Source organism: Microcystis sp. 49638_E5 (assembly GCF_021300285.1).
Classification (GTDB): Bacteria; Cyanobacteriota; Cyanobacteriia; order Cyanobacteriales; family Microcystaceae; genus Microcystis; species Microcystis aeruginosa_C.
In genome coordinates, this window is sequence record NZ_JAJTDH010000024.1 from 1 (window position 1) to 20,806 (window position 20,806).

The window sequence follows — 20,806 nt, forward strand, 5'->3', positions numbered from 1 at the left end:
TTTTTCCCTGAAAATTAGGTAGTTGACCACCTGAAAATCGGTAAAACCCTACACCCCACACCCCACACCCCACACCCTACCCCCAGGAAAAACTTTTTCAGCAGACCCTACTTAACAATAACGGGTACGGTAGGGATCGAACCTACAACCGTCCGCTTAGAAGGCGGATGCTCTATCCATTGAGCTACGTACCCAGGAAAGCACAATTATAGATTATACTTCCAAAAGTGACAAGTGGTAGGACTGATTTTCAATGATGATGGTGATGTCCGTGGTGATGATGGTGGTCGGAATGAATGTGAGGAATTGTTACAGAACTATTGACAGATAAAGCCTCTTGTGATAGTAAAGCTTCGATATGTTCCTCGGCCCAATCGGCGGCCATCCGGCAAAATTCGGGGTTATCGTTGACACAAGCCATCTGCACATAATTAACTTGGTCGTGTTTGCGGCGTAAAGCTTCGATAATATGCTCCACATCCAGTAAAGTTTCGTGATTTTCCGTAGCAAAGCCAATCGGCATGAAAATTAAGGCTTTGGCCCCCAATTCGATTAAATTCTTCGCCGCTAACTCTGCATTCGGTTGCGTCCATTTAATTAAAGGGGTTTGGTGATTTAACCAACCCACAGAAATCAAGGGATAACGATAGATTAATTTTTCCCGGACCAACTCGTATAAAGCTTGACTTTCATCGATTCCCGAGGTAAATCCCTTAGCTTCGTGGGGACAACCGTGATTCATTAAAATAATGCCAATTTGCGAGGGAAGACAGCTACTAGCTACCTCGGCCGCGATTTTTTCCTCCACTAACCGCGCCATTAGCTCTATATAAGCGGGTTGGTTATAAAACGAGGGAATATAGCGCAATCCTTTGACCCAATGTTCCCCCGTTTGTCCTTGAGCTAAAGCTTTGTTAACTTGTTCGATGGCAATGCCACTGGTAAAGATAGAATCAACAACGAGGAGAGGATAGATCAAAATTTTCTCAAATCCCCGCTCGCGGATTTCCGTTAACACCTGTGCCGGTAAAAAAGGCGCACAGAAGTTAAACGCTTTGAATACCTCCACCCGATTACCCCATTTTGCCTGTAAATTGCGCTCGATTTCCTGTCTTTGATGCTCGAAAATGTGGTTATGGGGGGAAATAAAGTGATTATGCTGGTGCTGCCATTCGTGCAGGTCAAATATAGCCAATAATTTCGCTAGGGGAGGATAAACCCAAGTCGGTACGGGAGCGAACTTAGCCGTCAGCAGATTTAAGGCCTGTTCATTATAGTTGGCGAAGTCCTCGTAACTCTCCACTTCCCCGTATCCCATCAATAATACCGCCACTCGATCGCTGTGGTTGTGGGTAGCGGCTAACGGTTGTTGATCTGAAATGGCAACCACGTTTTTAACCCCGATTTTTTAAGTGAAAAACGCTATATCACTGGGATAGTAGCGTTTTTCCATCCTATCCCCTCGCACGCGATAGACCGCTAAAAATTTATAACCTCTACAGAATCATACAGATTGCTTATCATCCTGATTAATAAAACGATATGTAAAGAAACTTTAAATAATGTTAAGATCGTTGCAGTCCCACCTATGAGAGATATGACAGCAGGCGTGTTTGGTAGCTTACCTTTTTCCAATCAGAGCGGCGATCAACTCATCAGTAAAGTGGTGAGTGCTGCAATCGCTGCATTATTCAAACGCACAGGCAAGCTGACAGCGACTGTCCGCGCCGAACCCGTAGCCAAATTACTGCAAGGCAGTATCGACGGTTTTGACTTTATCGGTCAGTCAATGCTCATGTACAATGGCCTACGCATCGAAGCCATGGAATTGTATGTGCAGGCGGTGGCGATCGATTTTAGTGCCATTTTTACCGGACAGGTGAAACTCCGTCAACCGACGCGGGCCACTTTGCGGGTAGTTTTAACGGAAGAAGACTTAACCACCTCTTTTAATACACCTTTTATTGTCGAAAAACTGCAAAGATTAGAGTACGAAGGTAAATCAATTCACTGTCAGAATACGGAATTAATTCTCAATGACGATAAAACTTTAACTCTGAAAAGTCTAATTAAATTAGGAGAAGAAGAACCAATTCTTCTAGAAATGACCACTGCTGTGGTTGTGGAAGAACGGCGAAAAATTCAATTTGTTGATGTGGTTTATCAAGGCGACGAAAGATCGAAAGCTTTAGGAGAAGCTTTAATCAGCCACGTTAACAACCTTATGGATTTAGATAAATTTGCCCTCGATGGTACTCAATTAAGAGTCGATCGACTACGTTTAAAAGATAAACAGATTATCTTTTATGGTATCGCCGATATCGAGCGTTTTCCCCAAAGAAAATAGGCAGTATTTTTGCCTTTTAATCGTGCTTGTGGTGACAGGGAGGCACGGGATCGTAACCTCCGGGGTGAAAGGGATGACAACGGAGAATACGCTTAATTGCCAACCAAGAACCGCGCAGCACACCAAAGCGATCGATCGCTTCCATGGCATACTGGGAACAGGTGGGTTGAAAACGACAGGAAGGGGGAAATAGCGGCGAAATAAACCGTCGATATCCCTCAATTAAGCCAATAAAAATTCCTTTCAACAATGTCACCTCGATCACCTAAACTAAATAGATAGTCAATTTTCGCTTTTGCCACGTGGAACTATCCCACTCTCTCCTATTTTCGATCGGTTTAGTCGCCTGTTACCTAGCTGTTCTGATTCTGATCGCTGAAAAATTAAAAAGTCTTTTCAGCACCAATGGCGAAATTACCCGCAAGGTTGTCCACATTGGCACGGGAAACGTCATCCTTTTTGCCTGGTGGTTAAATATCCCCGCTTGGGTGGGAATAAGCGCGGCGATCCTAGCGGCAACTATCGCTATCCTATCCTATTTTTTCCCCATTTTACCCAGTCTTAATAGTGTCGGTCGCCGCAGTTGGGGAACTTTTTTTTATGCTGTTAGTATCGGTGTTCTCGTGGGTTATTTTTGGCCAATTTCTCACCCCGAATATGCGGCAATGGGTATTTTAATTATGGCTTTGGGAGACGGATTTGCGGCCCTAGTCGGACAAAATTTTGGTCAACATCCCTACAAAATTTTCGGCAGTGGCAAAAGTCTGGAGGGTTCCCTGACTATGTTAGTAATCAGCTTTTTAGTCAGCTTGATTATTTTATCTTTTATTAATGGCATAAATCCGCCAATTATTCTAGTATCTTTATTGACAGCGATCGGAGCTACTATTCTAGAAACTTTCTCGAAACTAGGTATAGATAATCTCACTGTACCGGTTGGTAGTGCCGCCATTGCCTATTTTCTTACCCAAATTTTCATCTCAAGCTAGGCTATCTCAGCTTATTCACAAGGGCCGAATCTAAAACCTCATTGGTTAAGCTAAGTAGGGAGGCACAATTATTTGTTAGGATGGGTTAGTGGTAGCGTAACATGAGCGGGTGTTGGGTTTCATGCTTCAACCCAACCTACGTTCTGATAACTGATAACTGATAACTGATATGACTTTTACGATCACTCAAAACCAAAATCAATATCTTACCTATTGTCTCAAGGATGAAGAAGCTGACGCTTATCTGGAAGTGGTTCCCGCTAGGGGAGGAATCATCACCCGTTGGCAAATTTGCGGAGAAGATATTTTATATCTGGACACAGAAAGATTCAAAGATCCTAACCTCAGTGTGCGCGGAGGAGTCCCGATTTTATTCCCTATCTGTGGCAACTTACCCGATAATAGCTATCAACACCAAGGCCGAAACTACACCCTCAAACAACACGGATTTGCTCGTGATTTACCCTGGCAAGTGAGCAAACAAAGCAGCGAAACCGCCGCTAGTTTAACCCTAGAATTAAACAGTAATCCGGCCACTCGTCAAGTCTATCCCTTTGATTTTCAATTAATCTTTACCTATCAACTGCAAGGAAACAGCCTCAAAATTCACCAAAAAGTGATTAATCTTTCTCCCGAAAGAATGCCCTTTTCTATCGGGTTCCATCCCTATTTTCAAGTCACCGATAAAACCCGATTATCCTTTGATATTCCCTCCTCTCAATACCTCGACCAACGCACGAAAACCCTCCATTCCTACTCCGGCAACTTTGACTTTAATCTCGAAGAAATTGATGCCGCTTTTCCGCAAATTACGCGCCATCAAAGTAGTTTTAGTGATTCCTATCATCAGCGTCAAATTGTCCTCGGTTACGACGATCTCTATACGACTCTAGTTTTTTGGACCCTGAAAGATAAAAATTATATCTGTCTCGAACCCTGGAGCGCCCCCCGCAACGCCCTCAACACAGGCGAACATTTGACCTACCTAGAACCCCAGAGTAGCCGCGAGGCGATCGTGGAAATGCGAGTCAATCAAATTTAAATTACCCCTTGACTTAGCCCCGATCAGATGTTATATTGATAAATCGTGTGCAGAACACGAAACGGGTCGCTAGCTCAGCGGTAGAGCACTCGGCTTTTAACCGATTGGTCTTGGGTTCGAATCCCAGGCGACCCATAAAAACTTACTAATACAGAAAGATTGACTTGTCTTCCCCTGTTTACGGATTAGCCTTACATACCAGCAGTCCCCAACTAGGACTAGCCATCTCTAATTTCAGCGATGATAGTCGTCAACAAACTTGGGACTTAGACAGGGATTTATCGAACCTATTCCACCCCTATCTAAAACAGTTCCTGGCTCCGCAAAAATGGGCTGATTTAGCCTTTCTAGCCACCGCTAAGGGGCCGGGGAGCTTTACCAGTACCCGCATCGGTATAGTCACCGGTAGAACCCTAGCACAACAATTACAGCTACCGATTTTTACCGTCTCCAGTTTAGCGGCCTTTGCTTGGTCACAACGGGATTTTTACCCCGTCGATACCCATCTAGCCTTAGAAATGCCCGCCACTAGGGGACAATTGTATGTGGGCATCTATCGGGGTAATCGGGTTTATTTAGCTGATAGCCTGATGACTTTGGAACAATGGCAGCAGACTTTAGAAAACTTAACTATTTCCTATCAAAGATTAGCTACACCCAGCTATTTAGGCATAAATGCCCCCGCTATCCTCGATTTAGCCTATTTGGACTGGCAAATGGGAAAACGCCCCCATTGGTCCGAGGCGCTACCATTTTACGCGATGTGATTAATGGATCTCTTGCAAAAATCAAAAATCTGACCTTAGGTGAGGAGTAAGGAGCCAGTAGTCAGGATTCAGGAGAATTAAGAATGAGCATTAATCAATTAAAGGCTCTAATTAGGGTTTGCTGAATAAATCTAAAAACCTTGTTGGGTAAAACTTTTAGACTTTTTGGCCATCAAAAAGTAATGGATATGGGAGTGATCGGGGGGAAAATCCCTGGACTTTTTCCCTGAAAATTAGGTAATTGACCCCCTCAAAATCGGTAAAACCCTACACCCCACACCCTACACCCTACACCCTGCCACCACCGAAAAACTTTTTCAGCAGACCCTAATTAGGAATTCCCTCTTTTTTTCAAACTATAACCAGCTAATCCGAGGGTTAATAATCCTAAAACTGCGCTAGGTTCGGGTACGGGTTCAACGGAATAAATCGCCACATTACGACTCACTTCATTGGCAACAATTAACAGGGGAGTACCATTAGGACTATCGGCAGCGGGGATAAATAATAATCCTTCGGGAGAGATATCGCCTAATTGCGAATCGTTGATATAATTGGTGAACAAAGGATTACTAGGGTTGGTGATATCATAAACCATGAAACCGCCAGCCCTTTCTATTCCCACAAAACTATAGAGACGATTACCCACAGTTCCCAATGCTAAACCTTCCGGTTCCGGCCCGCGGTTATCGCTACGACTATCGAAACTGCTAGGAGTGCCATCGGAATTAAAAATACTAGCAGTTAGGGGAGTTGCCGAAAAAGTCGCTAAAATTTGTTCAAAATCATCGCCACTATCGAAGACTTGGGACAGTCCATTAGTGACATTCCAAATCGAAAAAGAACGACCACCATAGGCAAAAAGTTGGCTATATTGACCTTGGCCATTGAGTCCGTCAATGCTAGAAACATCTAAACGTCCGAGATTTTGGGTTAATTTCAATGTGGCCGCATTAGGGAAAGCATTGGGGTCTAAAGTTAGAGTAGAAACTCGTCGAGCCTCATTTCTAGTATCCCCTTCATTGGCAGAAATTAAATAGGTTTGTCCGGCGATGGTAACGGTGGCGATCGTATCCGGTTGATATAAGCCAAAAACCGGCCAATTATTAATTCTGACTGCTGGGGAATTAGTCGCTCCTCCAAATACTACCCCATCTTGATCGCTAGGATCCAAACCATTACCCGGTGCGTTAAAATTTTTGGCTCCTAGGGGTAAAATACTGGTGACTTGAGCGTTAACAATATTGACTATTGCAATAGCATTATTTTCCTGTAGAGACACCCATGCAGTGGTTCCATCGTCGGAAACGGTGATGTATTCCGGTTCCACATCTTGGGAAACCGTTTGACCGGGAAAAATACGGACTCCCTGACTTCTGAAAGTGTTCTCTTGACCATTAAAACTGGTAAAGGTAGCAGTGTTGACCGTGGGATTGAGAACACCAGCACTAAGATCAATAATACTAACGGAACCATCGGGATTGACACCATTAGCTGGTTCCCCCTCGTTAGCGACCAAAACCCGATTACCGTCAGGAGTAAAGGTTAACATATCTGGTAAAGCGCCCACAGTAACCTGACTCTGAAAGACACCATTAGTATCGAAAAATACTACACTGCCGTTATTGGTAATGGGATTAGCTTCCATGGCCAGGGCCACGATACCATTTTTGATGGCAACGCTGTTAACCCCCGCACCGTAGGAGCTAAGATCGAGCGATGATAAGGTAATAGGACTAGCGGGATTACTGATATCGGCAATATCTAGACGATTATTGGGACCGGTCAGGAATAATCTGCGACTAGAGGGGTCATAAGCGGGAATTTCTGCCCCGAAGTTATTAGCAGCAGTTGTACTATTGCCAAGACTGCTCAATCGGGTGATATTTAAAGCTGAGGCCGATTCGGTAACGATGTTGATACTGCCAGCAATTGACAGCAAGGTTAATAAAAATTTCCAATGGTGACGATAGATAGCATGAATCATATTTTTAGCTGAAAACCTGCAAAAAAAGGGCTAAACAATCGCATTTTTTCAGACCCAAGTTAAAGGAAGATTAAACAGGAGAGAAATTAAGGATATCTTCAAAATTTGGCCGAGAACAGTAAAAGCGAACTAGGAAAACGGGTTACTCGCTCGATTTTTAGTTGAACGGCTCATTTACCGGAGTGATAACATGGATTAGTATAAGCTCGATCAATATGGAATCAAGACTCGTGTTATCTACTCTCCTAGCCGATTTCAAGATCATTTTTGAACGTGACCCCGCTGCCCGCAACTGGTTAGAGGTACTGTTTTGTTATCCCGGATTACAAGCTTTACTGTGCCATCGCTTCGCCCATTGGCTATATCAGATCGGGATTCCCTTTATTCCCCGTTTAATTTCCCATCTTGCCCGTTTTCTGACTGGTATCGAAATTCACCCCGGCGCCCAAATAGGTCAGGGTGTTTTTATCGACCATGGCATGGGAGTGGTCATCGGAGAAACGGCCATTGTCGGTGATTATGCCCTCATCTATCAAGGAGTTACTTTAGGAGGGACGGGGAAAGAAAGCGGTAAACGTCATCCGACTCTAGGGGAAAATGTGGTCGTCGGCGCTGGGGCCAAGGTTTTAGGTAATATTTATCTGGGTAATAACGTTCGCGTCGGTGCTGGTTCTGTGGTCCTGCGCGATATTCCTGCCGATTGTACCGTTGTTGGTGTACCAGGTCGTTTAATCTATCGGGCCGGGACGCGGGTGGAACCCCTAGAACACGGTGATTTACCCGACTCGGAAGCGGTGGCTATTCGCGCTTTGGTGGACCGCATCGAACAACTGGAAAAACAAGTGTACGAATTGCGGCTAGAACGGTCAAAAGAACCAGATTATCGGATTAATTGCCCAGTTTTAGCCCATTTAGAAGAAGAAGCGAGTCATAGCTTTTGTCCTGCGGCCGATCGGGATATGCGCGAGTTTCTCGAAAGAGCGGTTTAACCCCGAGAATCTTCTGATATGATAGAAGACTGGTTTTCTAAATAAGTGGTTTTAATTAAATAGAAGATAGATTTTGCCTTCGCTCCCCCCTGCCCCCCCCTTAATCCCCCCTTGATAAGGGGGGTATCTGACAATTTTTAATAACTACTTACTTACTAGCTGAAACTCATTCATCAAGGCTATGATTGTTAAGGACTACTTGGCACCGTCCGATGGCTCAAACTGACTCAATCCGTATCCGTGGCGCACGACAACACAATCTCAAAAATGTTGATCTCGAATTACCCCGCAATCAGTTGATTGTTTTTACCGGAGTTTCGGGATCGGGCAAATCTTCCCTCGCTTTCGACACCATTTTTGCCGAGGGACAGCGCCGCTATGTGGAGTCCCTCAGCGCCTACGCACGTCAATTTTTAGGACAATTAGATAAACCCGATGTGGATGCGATCGAGGGTTTAAGTCCGGCTATTTCCATCGACCAAAAATCCACTTCCCACAATCCCCGCTCTAGTGTGGGAACTGTTACGGAAATTTACGATTACTTGCGTTTATTGTTCGGTCGTGCCGGTGAACCCCATTGTCCCCATTGCGATCGCAATATTGCCCCCCAAACCATCGATCAAATGTGCGATCGAGTGATGGAATTAGCCGAGAAAACCCGTTTTCAAATCTTGGCCCCGGTAATTCGCGGCAAAAAAGGCACTCATAAGCAATTAATCTCTAGTTTGGCCTCCCAAGGCTTTGCCCGGGTGCGGATTGACGGCAAGGTAGTAGAATTATCCGAGGGCATCGAGTTAGATAAAAAACATCTTCATGATATTGAAATTGTTATCGATCGCCTGATCAAAAAAGAGGGTTTACAGGAAAGATTAGTGGATTCTTTAACCACTTGTTTAAAGCATTCCGACGGTGTAGCGATTGTGGAAATTCTCGATGAGAATAACGAAGATAATCCCGAAGTTACCAAAGAAATTGTCTTTTCCGAGAAATTTGCCTGTCCCGAACACGGGGCAGTTATGGAAGAATTATCTCCCCGTTTATTCTCTTTTAATTCTCCCTATGGTGCTTGTCCCAACTGTCACGGATTGGGCAGTTTACGGAAATTTTCGGCAGATTTAGTCATTCCAGACCCGAAACAACCAGTATATTCTGCTATTGCCCCCTGGTCAGATAAGGATAATTCCTACTATCTTTCTCTCCTCTACGGTTTAGGGCAAGCTTTAGGTTTTGAAATCCAAACTCCTTGGCATAAACTAACAAAAACCCAGCAAGATATCATTCTCTATGGTAGTAAAGAACCGATCTATTTTGAAGATGATTACCGTTACGATACTGGTCGCGGTTACTATCGAGAATTTGCCGGAGTTATCAATATCTTAGATAGGAATTATCAAGAAACCACTTCGGAAGTTATTAAACAAAGACTAGAAAAATATATTGTTAACCAAACCTGCGAAGTTTGTCACGGAAAAAGATTAAAACCGGAAGCTTTATCGGTACGTTTAGGACAATATACGATCACGGATTTTACCGGAGTTCCCATTCGGGATTGTTTGCAGAGAATTAATGATTGTCATTTAACCCCAAGACAGGCATTAATTGGGGAATTAGCCCTCAAAGAAATCAAAGCGAGACTACAATTTTTAATCGATGTGGGATTAGATTATCTTACCCTCGATCGACCAGCGATGACTTTATCCGGGGGAGAATCCCAACGAATTCGATTAGCGACTCAAATCGGTTCGGGATTAACGGGAGTCTTATACGTTCTCGATGAACCTAGCATCGGATTACACCAAAGAGATAATAGTAAACTGTTAGAAACCCTGCAAAGATTGCGAGATTTAGGTAATACTTTAATCGTCGTCGAACACGATGAAGAAACGATTCGGGCAGCCGATTATGTGGTCGATATCGGTCCGAAAGCGGGGATTCATGGCGGAGAAATCATCTGTCAAGGCAGTTTTAAAACCCTTTTAAAGTCCAAAAAATCGATAACAGGGGCCTACCTATCGGGACGCAAAGTTATTGAAACTCCTCACCAAAGAAGGGAAGGGAATGGTAATGCTTTAGTTTTAAAAAATTGCCATCAAAATAACCTAAGAAATATTGATGTAACGATTCCTTTAGGAAAATTAGTCTCGATTACGGGGGTATCTGGTTCAGGCAAATCCACCCTAATTAATGAGTTATTATATCCAGCTTTACAACATCATTTAACCCGTTTAACTCCCTTCCCCAAAGAGTTAGATAAAGTGGAAGGATTGGACGCGGTTGATAAAGTAATTGTCATCGACCAATCACCGATAGGACGCACTCCTCGGTCAAATCCTGCCACCTATACGGGGGTTTTTGACATTATTCGCGAGATTTTCACCGAAACCATCGAAGCAAAAGCTAGGGGTTACAAAGCGGGGCAGTTTTCTTTTAATGTTAAGGGAGGACGCTGTGAAGCTTGCCTAGGCCAAGGGGTAAACGTCATCGAGATGAATTTTCTCCCCGATGTCTATGTGCAGTGTGATGTGTGTAAAGGGGCGCGTTATAATCGGGAAACCCTACAGGTTAAGTATAAAGGTTATTCGATCGCCGATGTCTTAGATATGACGATCGAGGAAGCATTAAAGGTCTTTGAAAATGTCCCCCGGGCCACCACCAGATTACAAACTCTCGTGGATGTGGGTTTAGGATACTGTAAACTCGGTCAAAGTGCGCCCACTTTATCCGGTGGAGAAGCGCAAAGGGTGAAATTAGCGGCCGAATTATCCCGACGGGCCACGGGAAAAACTCTATATTTGATCGATGAACCGACTACGGGATTATCTTTTTATGATGTGCATCATCTCTTAGATGTGTTACAAAGATTGGTCGATAAAGGTAATTCGATTATCGTCATCGAACATAATCTCGACGTGATTCGCTGTAGCGATTGGATTATTGATTTGGGACCGGAAGGAGGGGACAAGGGAGGAGAATTAATCGCGGTGGGAACACCGGAAACCGTGGCTAAATGTGAAAAATCCTACACCGGTCATTATCTTGCCCAAGCATTACTTCAATATCCCCCAAAAAAGCGGGATAATATTAGGGAAGAACACAGAGATAATAAAGCCAATGATCAAGATTAGTATTTAACTCTTGTTCGCTTTTAATTTCCTGACCGGTTTTCCAAGAATAAATTTTAATCTCTTGAAAGTAAGACTTTAACTGTCTTAATTGTTCTTTGGGGGTGGCGTAATAATTTTGGAGACGAAAATTATGGGGTTCATCCCGAATAATTGCATAGTCAGCAGTCAATAACTTTTGGTAGCTAAGAGAGGGATTACAGGCACGCAAAATCACCCAGAGGACTAAATTTACATAGCTACTAAAAGGATTGAAACTAATCTTTTTTTTCCAATCAAATTCTGGGATAATTCCCTGAAGATTATGACTAGAAAAACAAAAATAACCGCCAGTTTTACCGATGCGGCTAATTTCCTCTAAAACTAGAAAACGGTCAGCAGGGGAAATATAATCAATGCCATTAAAACTAAAGAGAATAAAATCAAAATAATTATCGGCAAATTGTTCTAGATTTCTAGCATCGGCCACTTGCCAGACTAAATGGGGGAATTTTTGACGACAAGCGGCGATCATTTCCGCAGAATAATCAACACCGATATATTCTCCCACAAGAGGGGCAAAATACTTCGTAGTTCGTCCCGCACCTACCCCTAAATCAAGCATTTTCATGGTTGATAAACGCTCTTGCAGCAGGGTTAAAATTGTCTTTTCTGCCGGCTGTAGGGCGGTTAATTGGGCATAATAACCGACAATACTAGGGTCTCTATAGGTTTGCTGATTTTTGTCCTTAATCATTCTCGATCGCTCTTTCCTACTGCCATCTTTAAGAAAATATTTAGACTATCATAAGATGCGCTTAAATTATCCAATTGGCATCAATGGAGATTTTTAGTTCTTTTGTCTTATCTACAAGGATAGCATTTTCCAAAAGTGATAAAAGAAATGTAAAGTTATTTTATAGTAGTTGTCTTTGGTGTCTGTCTGTGTTAAAATTACCACAACCAGTCATTATTAACACTTAGATAAAAAACTTCAAATATTATCTTAATCAATAGGAAAAAACATTTGTCTTGAGATGATATGAACAAAACTATTTTGAGCAATGCAATATTTATGACGTTTTTTTTATCGACGGTTAGTCATGGATATACTCAGAATGAGGCTTCTTTTCCTATTCGAGCTTTGGAAGGAGATAATTGTAATCGAGTAGTTGAATTGATCTATCAATCAGAAAAATTAGCATCAAATGACTCTAGCACAAAAGTTTATTTTGAAGGGTTTTTAAGAAGAATAGGAAAAGATGAAGATCAAACAAATACATCGGGATTTTGTGAACCAGCAACGGACAGGGAAACTCTATCTATTAAGATTATTATTGAAAATAATAATGAAATAAAAAAGATTGAATTACGTTCAGAAAAATTTCCTGGATATATAATATTCACACCCATATCTTTCGATATAAAAAATAATTATATTTTAGCTCGATACTATTTAGCTAATAACTGGGGTTCAGTAGATACTGGATATTTCACATACGATCTAAAATCCGATAAATTATCTTATATAGAAGCTTGTCAAGAAGAAGATTGGGTCGAATATAGAGGCTTTATTTCTTCATTAGAAATTGCTTTTAAGTGTTCTTCTTACGGTCAAGATCCAACAGAAACATCATTTATTTATGATATTTTTAATTCTAGCAATGGTCAAGTTTATCGAGTCAGAGAAAGAATCAGAATCAAACACGAAAGATTTGGTGAAATTGTTGATGAAATGTCAATCATCAAAAGGCAGGTTTTTTAATTAAATAGATCCTGCTAATACTGTATCAAAAATTATAGCTAGTTTAACGCTATTTTACGTTATTTTATAGTATTAGCCATAATTAAATCTCCCAGTCTTCATATTTTAAACCATCTATACGACTGAATTCACGGATATTATGAGTGATTAAAATTAACTCATTAGCCATAGCAAGAGCTGCAATTTGTAAATCATAACCACCGATAGGAATACCTAATTGATTTAATTGAGAACGAATTCTTCCAGCAATTTTTGCAGAATTTTGGTCAAAAGGTAAAATACTAAATTGATTACAGAAACGCTCTAGCTTTGCTAAATTTTGCTCTTTTCTACTGCTTTTGTAAGCCCCATAATATAATTCTAATTGTACCACAGTAGATAAATAAATCTCGTCTGGCTGATGTTTTGCTAACTCATGAGTAACAGCCAAACTACTATTATTAAGTAGCTTAATACAAACATTTGTATCTAACAGATAAGTCATAGTAGTTGTTCTCTTTCCTCATAATCTGGCTGTTTTTCTCTTACTAATAATTCACCTTCCCAACCGCCAATTACTTCTTCAAAGAAGCCTTCTTGCCATTGGCTAAATGTAGTTTTTTCTTCTTGTTCTTTTAGAGATATTGGCTGATAAACTAAGGTAACTTCTAAATCTGTGTTTTTAAGTTCAGGCGGTAAAGATATTTGTAATGTTCCATCTTCTCCTACATGGGTTTTAAAACTAATTGTTTTCATGGTTTCGGCTAAGGTTACTACTATCATAAGGATAGTGTAATATGTCCTCGTCTGACAAGGTGCGTCCCTTGGGGTCTTTTAACCATAAAGACATCTTCACCCCAAAGAGGTTGGACATGGTAGAAATCACCATCGGATGAGAATGGTGATACATCCCACCCAAGACACCGTTACAGGGATCTATTCGAGATCGAACTCACGATGTTGCATAACCACGAGAAACTTGATATATTGGCAGTTGATAAATATTATTGAAAATTTACTGGAGACCTAAGTATGTTATCAACTGATGTCAGACAAAAATCAATGATTAAGAGAATTGAGCAAGTTGTTTCTATTTTAATGGAAGACCGCCCTTTCTTCAAAGAGGAGCTTAATTGTTCAGAAATAGTGAAACATTTGGTTGAATTATTTGAAAAAAATTTACCTTTTGAGGAATTTAACACTATGTCAGAGGCAGAATTGAAAGAGCATTGTAGCTTTATTATGTCCACAGAAATCCTGTCAAAAATTGGCGGCGATTTTACTCCTGAACAAATGGCTATTTTCGATGAAGCAATTAAGCGTAAATAGGTAATTATGAGTTATTTGTTAGATACTAATATCGTTTCTTTGATTATTAAGCGTGATCTTAAAGTTTATCAAAAAATTGAAGATGTCAAAGCTCAAAGAAAAAGTATCTTTATCAGTTGCATTACTTATTTTGAAATTAAGAGGGGATTGTTGGCAGTTGCTGCACCTAAACAAAGAGAAAGATTTAACAAACTTTCTCAGGATTATCAAATTATTTTATTAGATGATTTAGCTATTTTATAAAAAGCAGCCGAAATTCATGCTCATCTTAGATTAAGAGGATTACCCATACAAACAGAAGATATTTTAATTGCTGCTACTGCTATAGTTAAAAGTTTAATTGTTGTTTATAATAGCAGTGATTTATTGAGGGTTGAAGGATTAAGTTTAGAGAATTGGGTAGAGTTATAAATTAAACCCAATCTTTAAGTCATCCGACATATTTTAATAGCTTGAGTCAGTAAAGACGTGCGTTACACTACGTTAACGCACCCTACAAAATTGGCTATGCACTAATGATACTATGAACGAGAATTGGCGGGACGGTGATTTTTCCTGTGTCACTATCAAAATTAGGAGAAAGTGGCCTAATATATATATGAGGGTACTTATCTCCTATTAAGAACCGTAAACAATGCAATGAAAACTTTAAATCAGAATCCCTGGCAAGTAGAGGGAGGAGAAACCCTACCCCTACTTTACGAAATTGATCAACATCTCTGGTTAGAGGAAATAATAAAACTCCTCAAGGAAAATCGCTTAGATGAATTAGATGCAATCCATTTAATTGAGGAATTAGAAAGCTTGAGTAAAAGAGATAAAAACCGAGTCAGTAGCTTACTTGAACAAGTGATCAGGCATTTATTACTTTTACAATATTGGACAACAGAAGCAGAAATAAATCGGAATCATTGGCGAGCGGAAATTATCAGTTTTCGCACGCAATTAAGAAAATGTTTAACGACGAATTTACAGAATTATTTGGCTGAGGAATTACCGATAATCTATCAGGATGCTTTCGATTATGTTCAACAAAAAACTGGTTTTTCTGGCGATTTTCCCTCAGAATGTCCTTACAGTTTAGAGCAATTATTAGATAAAAATTGGTTTCACTGTGAAGATTAGACATTAAACATGATAAAATAATCAAAGAAAACCGTTCTAAAACGATGGGTTTTTTAAGCGAAATTTGCGATAATAAGATGCGATTAAATTATCCACTGGCCATCAATGCAGATTTTTAGTTCTTTTGTCTCATCTACGGCCACTTTTGCCGAATTATCCCTACAAGCGGCCAAGGCCCCTGTTGATACCCTCACCGGTTGGTCATTAGAGGATCGCGATCCGCAAGTGATCGAAAAATTTGTCCCCCTTCTGGATTGGTTTTATCACCATTATTTTCGCGTTAAAACCGATGGTTGGGAAAATATTCCCCCCTCAGGACAGGTATTATTCATCGGCTCCCATAACGGCGGTTTAGCAGCTCCCGATATGTTTATGATGATGTATGATTGGTTTCAGCGCTTTGGCAGCGATCGCTTAATCTATGGTTTGATGGATTCGCGAGTCTGGCGAGTTTTTCCACCCCAAGCTAGTCTAGCGGCCCAAATGGGGGCCATTCATGCACATCCGAAAATGGCGATCGCCGCTTTGAATAGTGGTGCTAGTGTACTAATTTATCCCGGAGGTGCTACGGATGTTTTCCGTCCCCACAGTTTAAGAAATAAAATTCATTTTGCCGGTAATCTAGCTTTTGTTAAACTAGCTTTACAGTACGAAGTGCCGATTATTCCCGCCATTTCCCACGGCGCTCACTCGACCCTGTTTGTCCTCGAAGATATTTATCCTCAATTAAAAGAATTGCATAAACAGGGTATGCCTTGGCCTTTCGGTATTGACCCAGGGACCTGTCCCATCTATTTCGGTTTACCCTGGGGACTAGCTATCGGTCCCTTGCCGAATATTCCCTTACCTGTGCCGATACAGACGCGGGTTTGTCCCCCAATTATTTTTGAACGTTACGGCAAAAAAGCGGCCCGGGACCGCCGTTATGTACGCGAATGTTATGAGAAAGTCTGTTATTTGATGCAGCAACAACTCGATCAATTAGTGGCAGCCAATTCTCCCTGATACTATAGAGGAAAGTGGGGACAGAGCGATCGCACTTGAGGATGGCTGCGGTCAAATTAACCCGCTTGTGAGATAATGAATTGTTTTGAGCAAAGTTATCAGTACAAAGTTTTCTCTTGAGATTTGACGATTATTTGGGGAATGCAGAAAATTATGAAACTATTACCCGCAGAATGCCAGCATTTACAAGACAAAGTAGCCATAGTAACCGGGGCCTCGCGAGGGATCGGTAAAGCGATCGCCTTGGAATTAGCCAGCCAGGGTGCTACTGTAGTGGTGAACTATGCTAAATCTAGCAGTGCTGCCGATGCCGTTGTCGAAGAAATTACCGCGGCCGGGGGAAAGGCAATAGCTCTACAAGCAGATGTGGCTAAAAGCGAAGAAGTGGATAATTTAGTGGACAGTACCAAGCAAAAATTCGGTCATATTGATGTCTTAGTTAATAATGCCGGTATTGCCCGGGATACCCTAATGTTAAGAATGAAATTAGAAGACTGGCAAGCGGTCATCGATCTCAATTTAACCGGAGTTTTTCTCTGCACTCGCGCCGTCGGTAAATTGATGTTAAAACAGAAAAGCGGCCGCATAATTAACATCACTTCTGTATCTGGTTTGATGGGTAATCCGGGTCAATCTAATTACAGCGCCGCTAAAGCCGGTGTTATCGGTTTAACGAAAACTTTAGCCAAAGAATTTGCCAGTCGAGGCATCACTGTTAATGCCGTGGCCCCCGGCTTTATTGAAACCGATATGACTCATGACCTCAAAGCAGATGAAATTCTCAAATATATCCCCCTCTCCCGTTATGGAAAACCGGAAGAAGTTGCCGGAATGGTGCGTTTTTTAGCCGCCGATCCCGCCGCTATTTATATCACTGGTCAAGTCTTTAACGTCGATGGTGGTATGGTTATGGCTTAATTCAGTTATCAGTTATCAGTTGTTGGTCGTCAGAATTTAGCTTTTTTATCCCAACTCTGGCACTCTCATCTCCCCACTTCCCAATTCATAATTCATAATTTATAATTTAAAATGACTTACTGTTTAGGAATTATCAATCGTTTTGGCATTGTTATGGGGGCGGATTCTCGCACGAATGCGGGAGTCGATTATATCTCGGCCTATCGGAAATTATTTGACTTTTCGGTATCGGGAGAAAGAGTAATTATGGTTTGTACATCGGGGAATTTATCGATTAGCCAAGGAGTGATTCACGAACTAAAAAGAGATCTGCACAATCAAGAGGATAAAAATCTCCATTCTCTGACTCATCTCTACGATATCGCCCACTATATCGGTGATAAAAGTCGTCAAGTACAAGCTAGGGAAAGAACTTGGCTAGAAAAAGATAATATTGATTTTAAATGTAAGTTTATTCTTGGGGGACAAATTAAAGGAGAAGATCCGCAATTATTCCTGATTTATCCCCAGGGAAATCATATTCAAGCCACCAAAGAAACGCCCTTTTTACAGATAGGTGAAACTAAATACGGTAAACCGATTCTCGATCGCACTATTACCTATGATACACCCCTAGAGGAAATGGCCAAATGTGCCTTACTTTCCATCGATTCGACCATGAAATCGAATATTTCCGTCGGACCGCCCATCTATTTGAGTATGTATGAAGCTAATAGCCTAAGCCTACGTCATAAGTTACAATTGCGCCTAGGAGATCCCTACCTAGCCAAAATGCGGAAACTCTGGGAGGATTACGTCCGGCAAGCTTTCGAGGCTATGCCCAATGTGGAATGGCATTATACCGATGAAGACCCCAAAGAGGATATCATAATAGATTAAGTAGCTCTTTTTAACTTAACTTGACAATTCGATGATCATTGTTACCTTGATGTTGGCAGGTAGTCTAGCTTGGTTTTTTAGTACCCTTGCTGGTGGGGGCAGTCCCCTGATTCTACTCCCCGTTTTAGGTTGGTTTCTCGATGCTGCCGTCATTCCTCCGGTTTTAACCACGGGGATGCTACTCGGTAACGTCCAACGCATGGGAATGTATTGGCGCGCCATTGACTGGCCCTCGACGGTGTGGTATCTACCCGGGGCAATTATGGGATCTACCCTCGGTGCTTTTGTCTTTGCCCATTTACAACTCAAATGGTTGCCGCTAGTTTTGGGAATTTTTCTGGTTTTCTCCTCGCTTAAACAATTATTTCCCCAAGAAGAAAATCCTTTTTTTGAGATTAAAACTTGGTATTTTATGCCCTCGGGATTTATCTACGCTTTCCTATCGGGATTAGTCGGTAGTACTGGCCCGATGATGAACCTGTTTTATATCAACTATGGGCTAGTTAAAGAACCAATGGTGGCAACGAAATCCGTTCACATGGTAGTAGTTCATGTGGCCAAATTAATCGCCTACGCAGCTTTTGGAGTTTTACATCTGCCTTTTATCGGTTACGGTTTATTATTAGGATTAGCGGCCTGGCCAGGTAATTGGTTAGGACAAAAAGTTTTAGAAAAAATGAGTCCCCAGCAATTTAAACAAGCAGTGATGTTATTCGTTTCGATGAGTGGCCTATTGATGATCTGGCGAGAACGGGGCATCGTCTTTTAAAATTTTACTGACAAGGGGACAAATTTTGCTAGAATACTAGATGAAGGTGAATTGTATTAACCCCGTGTAATACAGCGATAACCGTTAAATTTGCTCCTTGATTAACCCCGCAACTGAAAATGACAGAAACCGCCAATTTTACCCTCGAACAAGGTTTAGAACGCTACCAACAGGGAGAAAGTGCCGCCAGTTTATTGCCCGAATTTAAAGAATTAAGCGATCGCACTCCTAAAAATGCCGCCGTTTGGTCCTGTTTGGCTTGGTTATATATGCTCACCGATAAACCGGAATTAGCCCTAAAAGCCGCCCAAAAAGCCGTTAAACTCGATAAAGTTTCCCCCCAAAACCGGATCAATTTGGTTTTAGCTATGTTGGAAACCAAAACCGCCGGAGTTAGGGAACATATCGAACTGGTGCAACAATTAATTAGTTTAAACAAAGAAGTTCGCCAAGAAGTGGATGAAAATATCGCCGATGGTTTAGCTAGAAAACCCGATTGGAAAAGTTTAGAACGCGTTAAAGTTTGGTTAAATGAATAAGAATATGGAATTATCAAAACAGTTATTACTCGGCTTAAAAGCCAATGATTTTCGGCATCCCATCGACCTAGAGGCCACTAATTCCCTTAAACAATTGCCTGGGTTAGATATAGCCGTGAGAAGTTTGTTAGGTTCCGTCGCTGAGGAATTCTTTTACTTAAATAATATTGCTGCTAGTGTTTTGGTGGGAGAAAAACAATTACCCGACCTGCATAATCTCCTCCTAGAAGCTTGCCGAGTTCTCGACTTAGAACCACCTCAATTATACATTCAACAAAACCCCGTTCCTAACGCCTATACCTTCGCCATGCGCGGCAAAAAACCGTTTATGGTGATGCACACTTCCCTAATTGAAATGCTGACTCCCGCAGAAATTCAAGCGGTAATGGCCCACGAATTAGGTCATCTCAAATGTGAACACGGCGTTTATCTGACTTTAGCCAATATTATGGTCCTAGCGGCGGGATTACTGCCCAATTGGGGGACAATGTTAGCACGATCCCTACAGGAGAGAATGTTAGCCTGGGTGCGCTGCGCCGAGTTTAGTTGCGATCGAGCGGCTTTATTGGCAGTTCAAGACCCAAAAATCGTCATGTCGGTGTTAATGAAGTTAGCCGGAGGTTCCCCCAGTCTCGCACCTTTATTAAATTTAGAGGCTTTTATCGATCAGGCCAAGTCCTACGATGCCGTCAGCACCTCGGAAATGGGGGAAATGTTAAAGGGTTTGCAAACCCAACAGTTAACCCATCCCCTCCCCGTCCTGCGTGCGCGAGAAATCGATCGTTGGGCCAGTTCCCCCGATTATCAAAATTTGTTAAAGGGGCCAAAAATAGGTTATAATGATAAAACTAATGCCAAGGGCGAATGGCGAAATTGGTAGACGCACCACACTCAAAATGTGGCGAGGTAGCCCCTCATGTCGGTTCGAGTCCGACTCCGCCCATTAAACTGACAAAAACTAAGCATAAGAATTTGCAGTACATTTTCTCAATCAGGTTCTCTAGTTGGTTCTGGGCTGCATCCCTCTTCTTTGGCGACTGCTAGGAGCAGAAAGTGAATGAGTCGAAGCTTATCTTGGTGAGATAACTGATTAACTGTGGGCAACAGTTGACTGAGTGACATATTCTTGACTCTGGAGAATACTTCTCTCCATTATAGGTTCAATTCTCGGCGTTGCTGATTTATAAGTATCAATTGTCCCCTAGGCAATTCTTAAAACTGGGTAACAAGCGTTCCTTATGTATATACATAATAAGTAGGTAGGCGTTAAAAATCA

21 protein-coding genes, 3 tRNA genes and 1 pseudogene are annotated in these 20,806 nt (G+C 41.7%); 18 read left to right on the forward strand and 7 right to left on the reverse strand.

What is annotated here, in order from left to right; translation table 11 throughout:
* Window positions 1-121: 121 nt before the first annotated feature.
* A tRNA-Arg gene (locus LW728_RS08885) sits at window positions 122-194 on the reverse strand.
* Between the two features lie 56 nt (window positions 195-250).
* The gene (locus tag LW728_RS08890) at window positions 251-1,390 is read right to left on the reverse strand and encodes a ferrochelatase (protein ID WP_287766355.1); all 1,140 of its coding nucleotides are present in this window, start codon (window positions 1,388-1,390) and stop codon (window positions 251-253) included.
* Between the two features lie 198 nt (window positions 1,391-1,588).
* Between LW728_RS08890 and LW728_RS08895 the strand changes: the two genes are divergently transcribed.
* Complete coding sequence (locus tag LW728_RS08895) at window positions 1,589-2,347, forward strand: LmeA family phospholipid-binding protein (RefSeq protein ID WP_287766358.1); 759 nt, start codon at window positions 1,589-1,591, stop codon at window positions 2,345-2,347.
* A gap of 16 nt (window positions 2,348-2,363) precedes the next feature.
* Here LW728_RS08895 and yidD read toward each other — a convergent pair whose 3' ends face one another.
* A complete protein-coding gene (gene yidD / locus LW728_RS08900; RefSeq protein ID WP_004162269.1) occupies window positions 2,364-2,594 on the reverse strand; it encodes a membrane protein insertion efficiency factor YidD in 231 nt (76 codons plus the stop codon).
* Between the two features lie 55 nt (window positions 2,595-2,649).
* Here yidD and LW728_RS08905 point away from each other — a divergent pair, with 55 nt between their 5' ends.
* The 4 genes from LW728_RS08905 (at window position 2,650) to tsaB (ending at window position 5,145) form a co-directional block, all read left to right on the forward strand.
* Window positions 2,650-3,336 (forward strand): diacylglycerol/polyprenol kinase family protein, encoded by a 687-nt coding sequence (locus LW728_RS08905; protein ID WP_002800351.1) that lies wholly within the window; start codon window positions 2,650-2,652, stop codon window positions 3,334-3,336.
* A gap of 169 nt (window positions 3,337-3,505) precedes the next feature.
* Window positions 3,506-4,378 carry an aldose epimerase family protein gene (locus LW728_RS08910; protein ID WP_149976517.1) on the forward strand — a complete coding sequence of 291 codons (873 nt, stop codon included), beginning with the start codon at window positions 3,506-3,508 and terminating at the stop codon, window positions 4,376-4,378.
* Window positions 4,379-4,441: 63 nt separating this feature from the next.
* A tRNA-Lys gene (locus LW728_RS08915) sits at window positions 4,442-4,513 on the forward strand.
* Between the two features lie 29 nt (window positions 4,514-4,542).
* A complete protein-coding gene (gene tsaB / locus LW728_RS08920) occupies window positions 4,543-5,145 on the forward strand; it encodes a tRNA (adenosine(37)-N6)-threonylcarbamoyltransferase complex dimerization subunit type 1 TsaB (RefSeq protein ID WP_287766360.1) in 603 nt (200 codons plus the stop codon).
* A gap of 331 nt (window positions 5,146-5,476) precedes the next feature.
* On the opposite strand, the gene LW728_RS08925 is transcribed toward tsaB, so the two are convergent.
* Window positions 5,477-7,132: a choice-of-anchor I family protein gene (locus LW728_RS08925; RefSeq protein ID WP_287766361.1), complete on the reverse strand. Its 1,656-nt coding sequence runs from the start codon at window positions 7,130-7,132 to the stop codon at window positions 5,477-5,479.
* A gap of 215 nt (window positions 7,133-7,347) precedes the next feature.
* On the opposite strand from LW728_RS08925, the gene cysE reads away from it, so the two are divergent.
* On the forward strand, window positions 7,348-8,121 hold the full coding sequence (gene cysE / locus LW728_RS08930) for a serine O-acetyltransferase (protein ID WP_002800356.1): 774 nt from the start codon (window positions 7,348-7,350) through the stop codon (window positions 8,119-8,121).
* A gap of 212 nt (window positions 8,122-8,333) precedes the next feature.
* A complete protein-coding gene (gene uvrA, locus LW728_RS08935; protein WP_002800357.1) occupies window positions 8,334-11,246 on the forward strand; it encodes an excinuclease ABC subunit UvrA in 2,913 nt (970 codons plus the stop codon).
* On the opposite strand, the gene LW728_RS08940 is transcribed toward uvrA, so the two are convergent.
* Window positions 11,203-11,979: a class I SAM-dependent methyltransferase gene (locus LW728_RS08940; RefSeq protein WP_287766362.1), complete on the reverse strand. Its 777-nt coding sequence runs from the start codon at window positions 11,977-11,979 to the stop codon at window positions 11,203-11,205. The two genes, uvrA and LW728_RS08940, sit on opposite strands and share 44 nt — an antisense overlap.
* Window positions 11,980-12,264: 285 nt before the next feature.
* Between LW728_RS08940 and LW728_RS08945 the strand changes: the two genes are divergently transcribed.
* Window positions 12,265-12,987 carry a hypothetical protein gene (locus LW728_RS08945; protein WP_042790633.1) on the forward strand — a complete coding sequence of 241 codons (723 nt, stop codon included), beginning with the start codon at window positions 12,265-12,267 and terminating at the stop codon, window positions 12,985-12,987.
* 82 nt (window positions 12,988-13,069) lie between these two features.
* Here the strand turns inward: LW728_RS08945 and vapC are convergent, their stop codons facing one another.
* On the reverse strand, window positions 13,070-13,471 hold the full coding sequence (vapC, locus tag LW728_RS08950) for a type II toxin-antitoxin system tRNA(fMet)-specific endonuclease VapC (RefSeq protein ID WP_061432511.1): 402 nt from the start codon (window positions 13,469-13,471) through the stop codon (window positions 13,070-13,072).
* The gene (locus tag LW728_RS08955; protein WP_045362322.1) at window positions 13,468-13,722 is read right to left on the reverse strand and encodes a hypothetical protein; all 255 of its coding nucleotides are present in this window, start codon (window positions 13,720-13,722) and stop codon (window positions 13,468-13,470) included. The genes vapC and LW728_RS08955 overlap by 4 nt, the downstream gene beginning before the upstream one ends.
* Before the next feature lie 276 nt (window positions 13,723-13,998).
* On the opposite strand from LW728_RS08955, the gene LW728_RS08960 reads away from it, so the two are divergent.
* The 10 genes and pseudogenes from LW728_RS08960 (at window position 13,999) to LW728_RS09005 (ending at window position 20,473) form a co-directional block, all read left to right on the forward strand.
* On the forward strand, window positions 13,999-14,295 hold the full coding sequence (locus LW728_RS08960) for a hypothetical protein (RefSeq protein ID WP_002804618.1): 297 nt from the start codon (window positions 13,999-14,001) through the stop codon (window positions 14,293-14,295).
* 6 nt (window positions 14,296-14,301) lie between these two features.
* Window positions 14,302-14,706 (forward strand): annotated as a pseudogene (locus tag LW728_RS08965) (type II toxin-antitoxin system VapC family toxin).
* Window positions 14,707-14,934: 228 nt separating this feature from the next.
* Window positions 14,935-15,420 (forward strand): DUF29 domain-containing protein, encoded by a 486-nt coding sequence (locus tag LW728_RS08970; RefSeq protein ID WP_287766365.1) that lies wholly within the window; start codon window positions 14,935-14,937, stop codon window positions 15,418-15,420.
* Window positions 15,421-15,525: 105 nt separating this feature from the next.
* On the forward strand, window positions 15,526-16,425 hold the full coding sequence (locus tag LW728_RS08975; RefSeq protein WP_287671179.1) for a lysophospholipid acyltransferase family protein: 900 nt from the start codon (window positions 15,526-15,528) through the stop codon (window positions 16,423-16,425).
* Between the two features lie 141 nt (window positions 16,426-16,566).
* The gene (gene fabG, locus LW728_RS08980) at window positions 16,567-17,343 is read left to right on the forward strand and encodes a 3-oxoacyl-[acyl-carrier-protein] reductase (protein ID WP_002775997.1); all 777 of its coding nucleotides are present in this window, start codon (window positions 16,567-16,569) and stop codon (window positions 17,341-17,343) included.
* 111 nt (window positions 17,344-17,454) lie between these two features.
* Window positions 17,455-18,222, forward strand: a complete 768-nt coding sequence (locus LW728_RS08985; RefSeq protein WP_004163590.1) for a proteasome-type protease — start codon at window positions 17,455-17,457, stop codon at window positions 18,220-18,222.
* A 31-nt stretch (window positions 18,223-18,253) separates the two neighbouring features.
* The gene (locus tag LW728_RS08990) at window positions 18,254-18,991 is read left to right on the forward strand and encodes a sulfite exporter TauE/SafE family protein (protein WP_004163591.1); all 738 of its coding nucleotides are present in this window, start codon (window positions 18,254-18,256) and stop codon (window positions 18,989-18,991) included.
* A 119-nt stretch (window positions 18,992-19,110) separates the two neighbouring features.
* Window positions 19,111-19,530, forward strand: coding sequence for a tetratricopeptide repeat protein (locus LW728_RS08995; RefSeq protein WP_004163592.1), 420 nt, complete (start codon window positions 19,111-19,113; stop codon window positions 19,528-19,530).
* Window positions 19,523-20,410 (forward strand): M48 family metallopeptidase, encoded by an 888-nt coding sequence (locus tag LW728_RS09000; RefSeq protein WP_004163593.1) that lies wholly within the window; start codon window positions 19,523-19,525, stop codon window positions 20,408-20,410. Before LW728_RS08995 ends, LW728_RS09000 begins: the two co-directional genes overlap by 8 nt.
* Window positions 20,389-20,473 (forward strand) — tRNA-Leu (locus tag LW728_RS09005). Before LW728_RS09000 ends, LW728_RS09005 begins: the two co-directional genes overlap by 22 nt.
* The last annotated feature ends 333 nt before the right edge of the window (window positions 20,474-20,806 follow it).

Excerpts from the sequence above, each read along its gene's own strand:
- LW728_RS08990 (WP_004163591.1), top strand. The coding sequence starts at position 18,254 with ATGATCATTGTTACCTTGATGTTGGCAGGTAGTCTAGCTTGGTTTTTT.
- LW728_RS08925 (WP_287766361.1), bottom strand. The coding sequence starts at position 7,132 with ATGATTCATGCTATCTATCGTCACCATTGGAAATTTTTATTAACCTTG.
- LW728_RS08955 (WP_045362322.1), bottom strand. The coding sequence starts at position 13,722 with ATGAAAACAATTAGTTTTAAAACCCATGTAGGAGAAGATGGAACATTA.
- LW728_RS08910 (WP_149976517.1), top strand. The coding sequence starts at position 3,506 with ATGACTTTTACGATCACTCAAAACCAAAATCAATATCTTACCTATTGT.
- LW728_RS08960 (WP_002804618.1), top strand. The coding sequence starts at position 13,999 with ATGTTATCAACTGATGTCAGACAAAAATCAATGATTAAGAGAATTGAG.
- LW728_RS08995 (WP_004163592.1), top strand. The coding sequence starts at position 19,111 with ATGACAGAAACCGCCAATTTTACCCTCGAACAAGGTTTAGAACGCTAC.
- LW728_RS08895 (WP_287766358.1), top strand. The coding sequence starts at position 1,589 with ATGAGAGATATGACAGCAGGCGTGTTTGGTAGCTTACCTTTTTCCAAT.
- LW728_RS08940 (WP_287766362.1), bottom strand. The coding sequence starts at position 11,979 with ATGATTAAGGACAAAAATCAGCAAACCTATAGAGACCCTAGTATTGTC.
- uvrA (WP_002800357.1), top strand. The coding sequence starts at position 8,334 with ATGGCTCAAACTGACTCAATCCGTATCCGTGGCGCACGACAACACAAT.
- LW728_RS09000 (WP_004163593.1), top strand. The coding sequence starts at position 19,523 with ATGAATAAGAATATGGAATTATCAAAACAGTTATTACTCGGCTTAAAA.
- cysE (WP_002800356.1), top strand. The coding sequence starts at position 7,348 with ATGGAATCAAGACTCGTGTTATCTACTCTCCTAGCCGATTTCAAGATC.
- vapC (WP_061432511.1), bottom strand. The coding sequence starts at position 13,471 with ATGACTTATCTGTTAGATACAAATGTTTGTATTAAGCTACTTAATAAT.
- LW728_RS08945 (WP_042790633.1), top strand. The coding sequence starts at position 12,265 with ATGAACAAAACTATTTTGAGCAATGCAATATTTATGACGTTTTTTTTA.
- LW728_RS08985 (WP_004163590.1), top strand. The coding sequence starts at position 17,455 with ATGACTTACTGTTTAGGAATTATCAATCGTTTTGGCATTGTTATGGGG.
- LW728_RS08970 (WP_287766365.1), top strand. The coding sequence starts at position 14,935 with ATGAAAACTTTAAATCAGAATCCCTGGCAAGTAGAGGGAGGAGAAACC.
- fabG (WP_002775997.1), top strand. The coding sequence starts at position 16,567 with ATGCAGAAAATTATGAAACTATTACCCGCAGAATGCCAGCATTTACAA.
- LW728_RS08975 (WP_287671179.1), top strand. The coding sequence starts at position 15,526 with ATGCAGATTTTTAGTTCTTTTGTCTCATCTACGGCCACTTTTGCCGAA.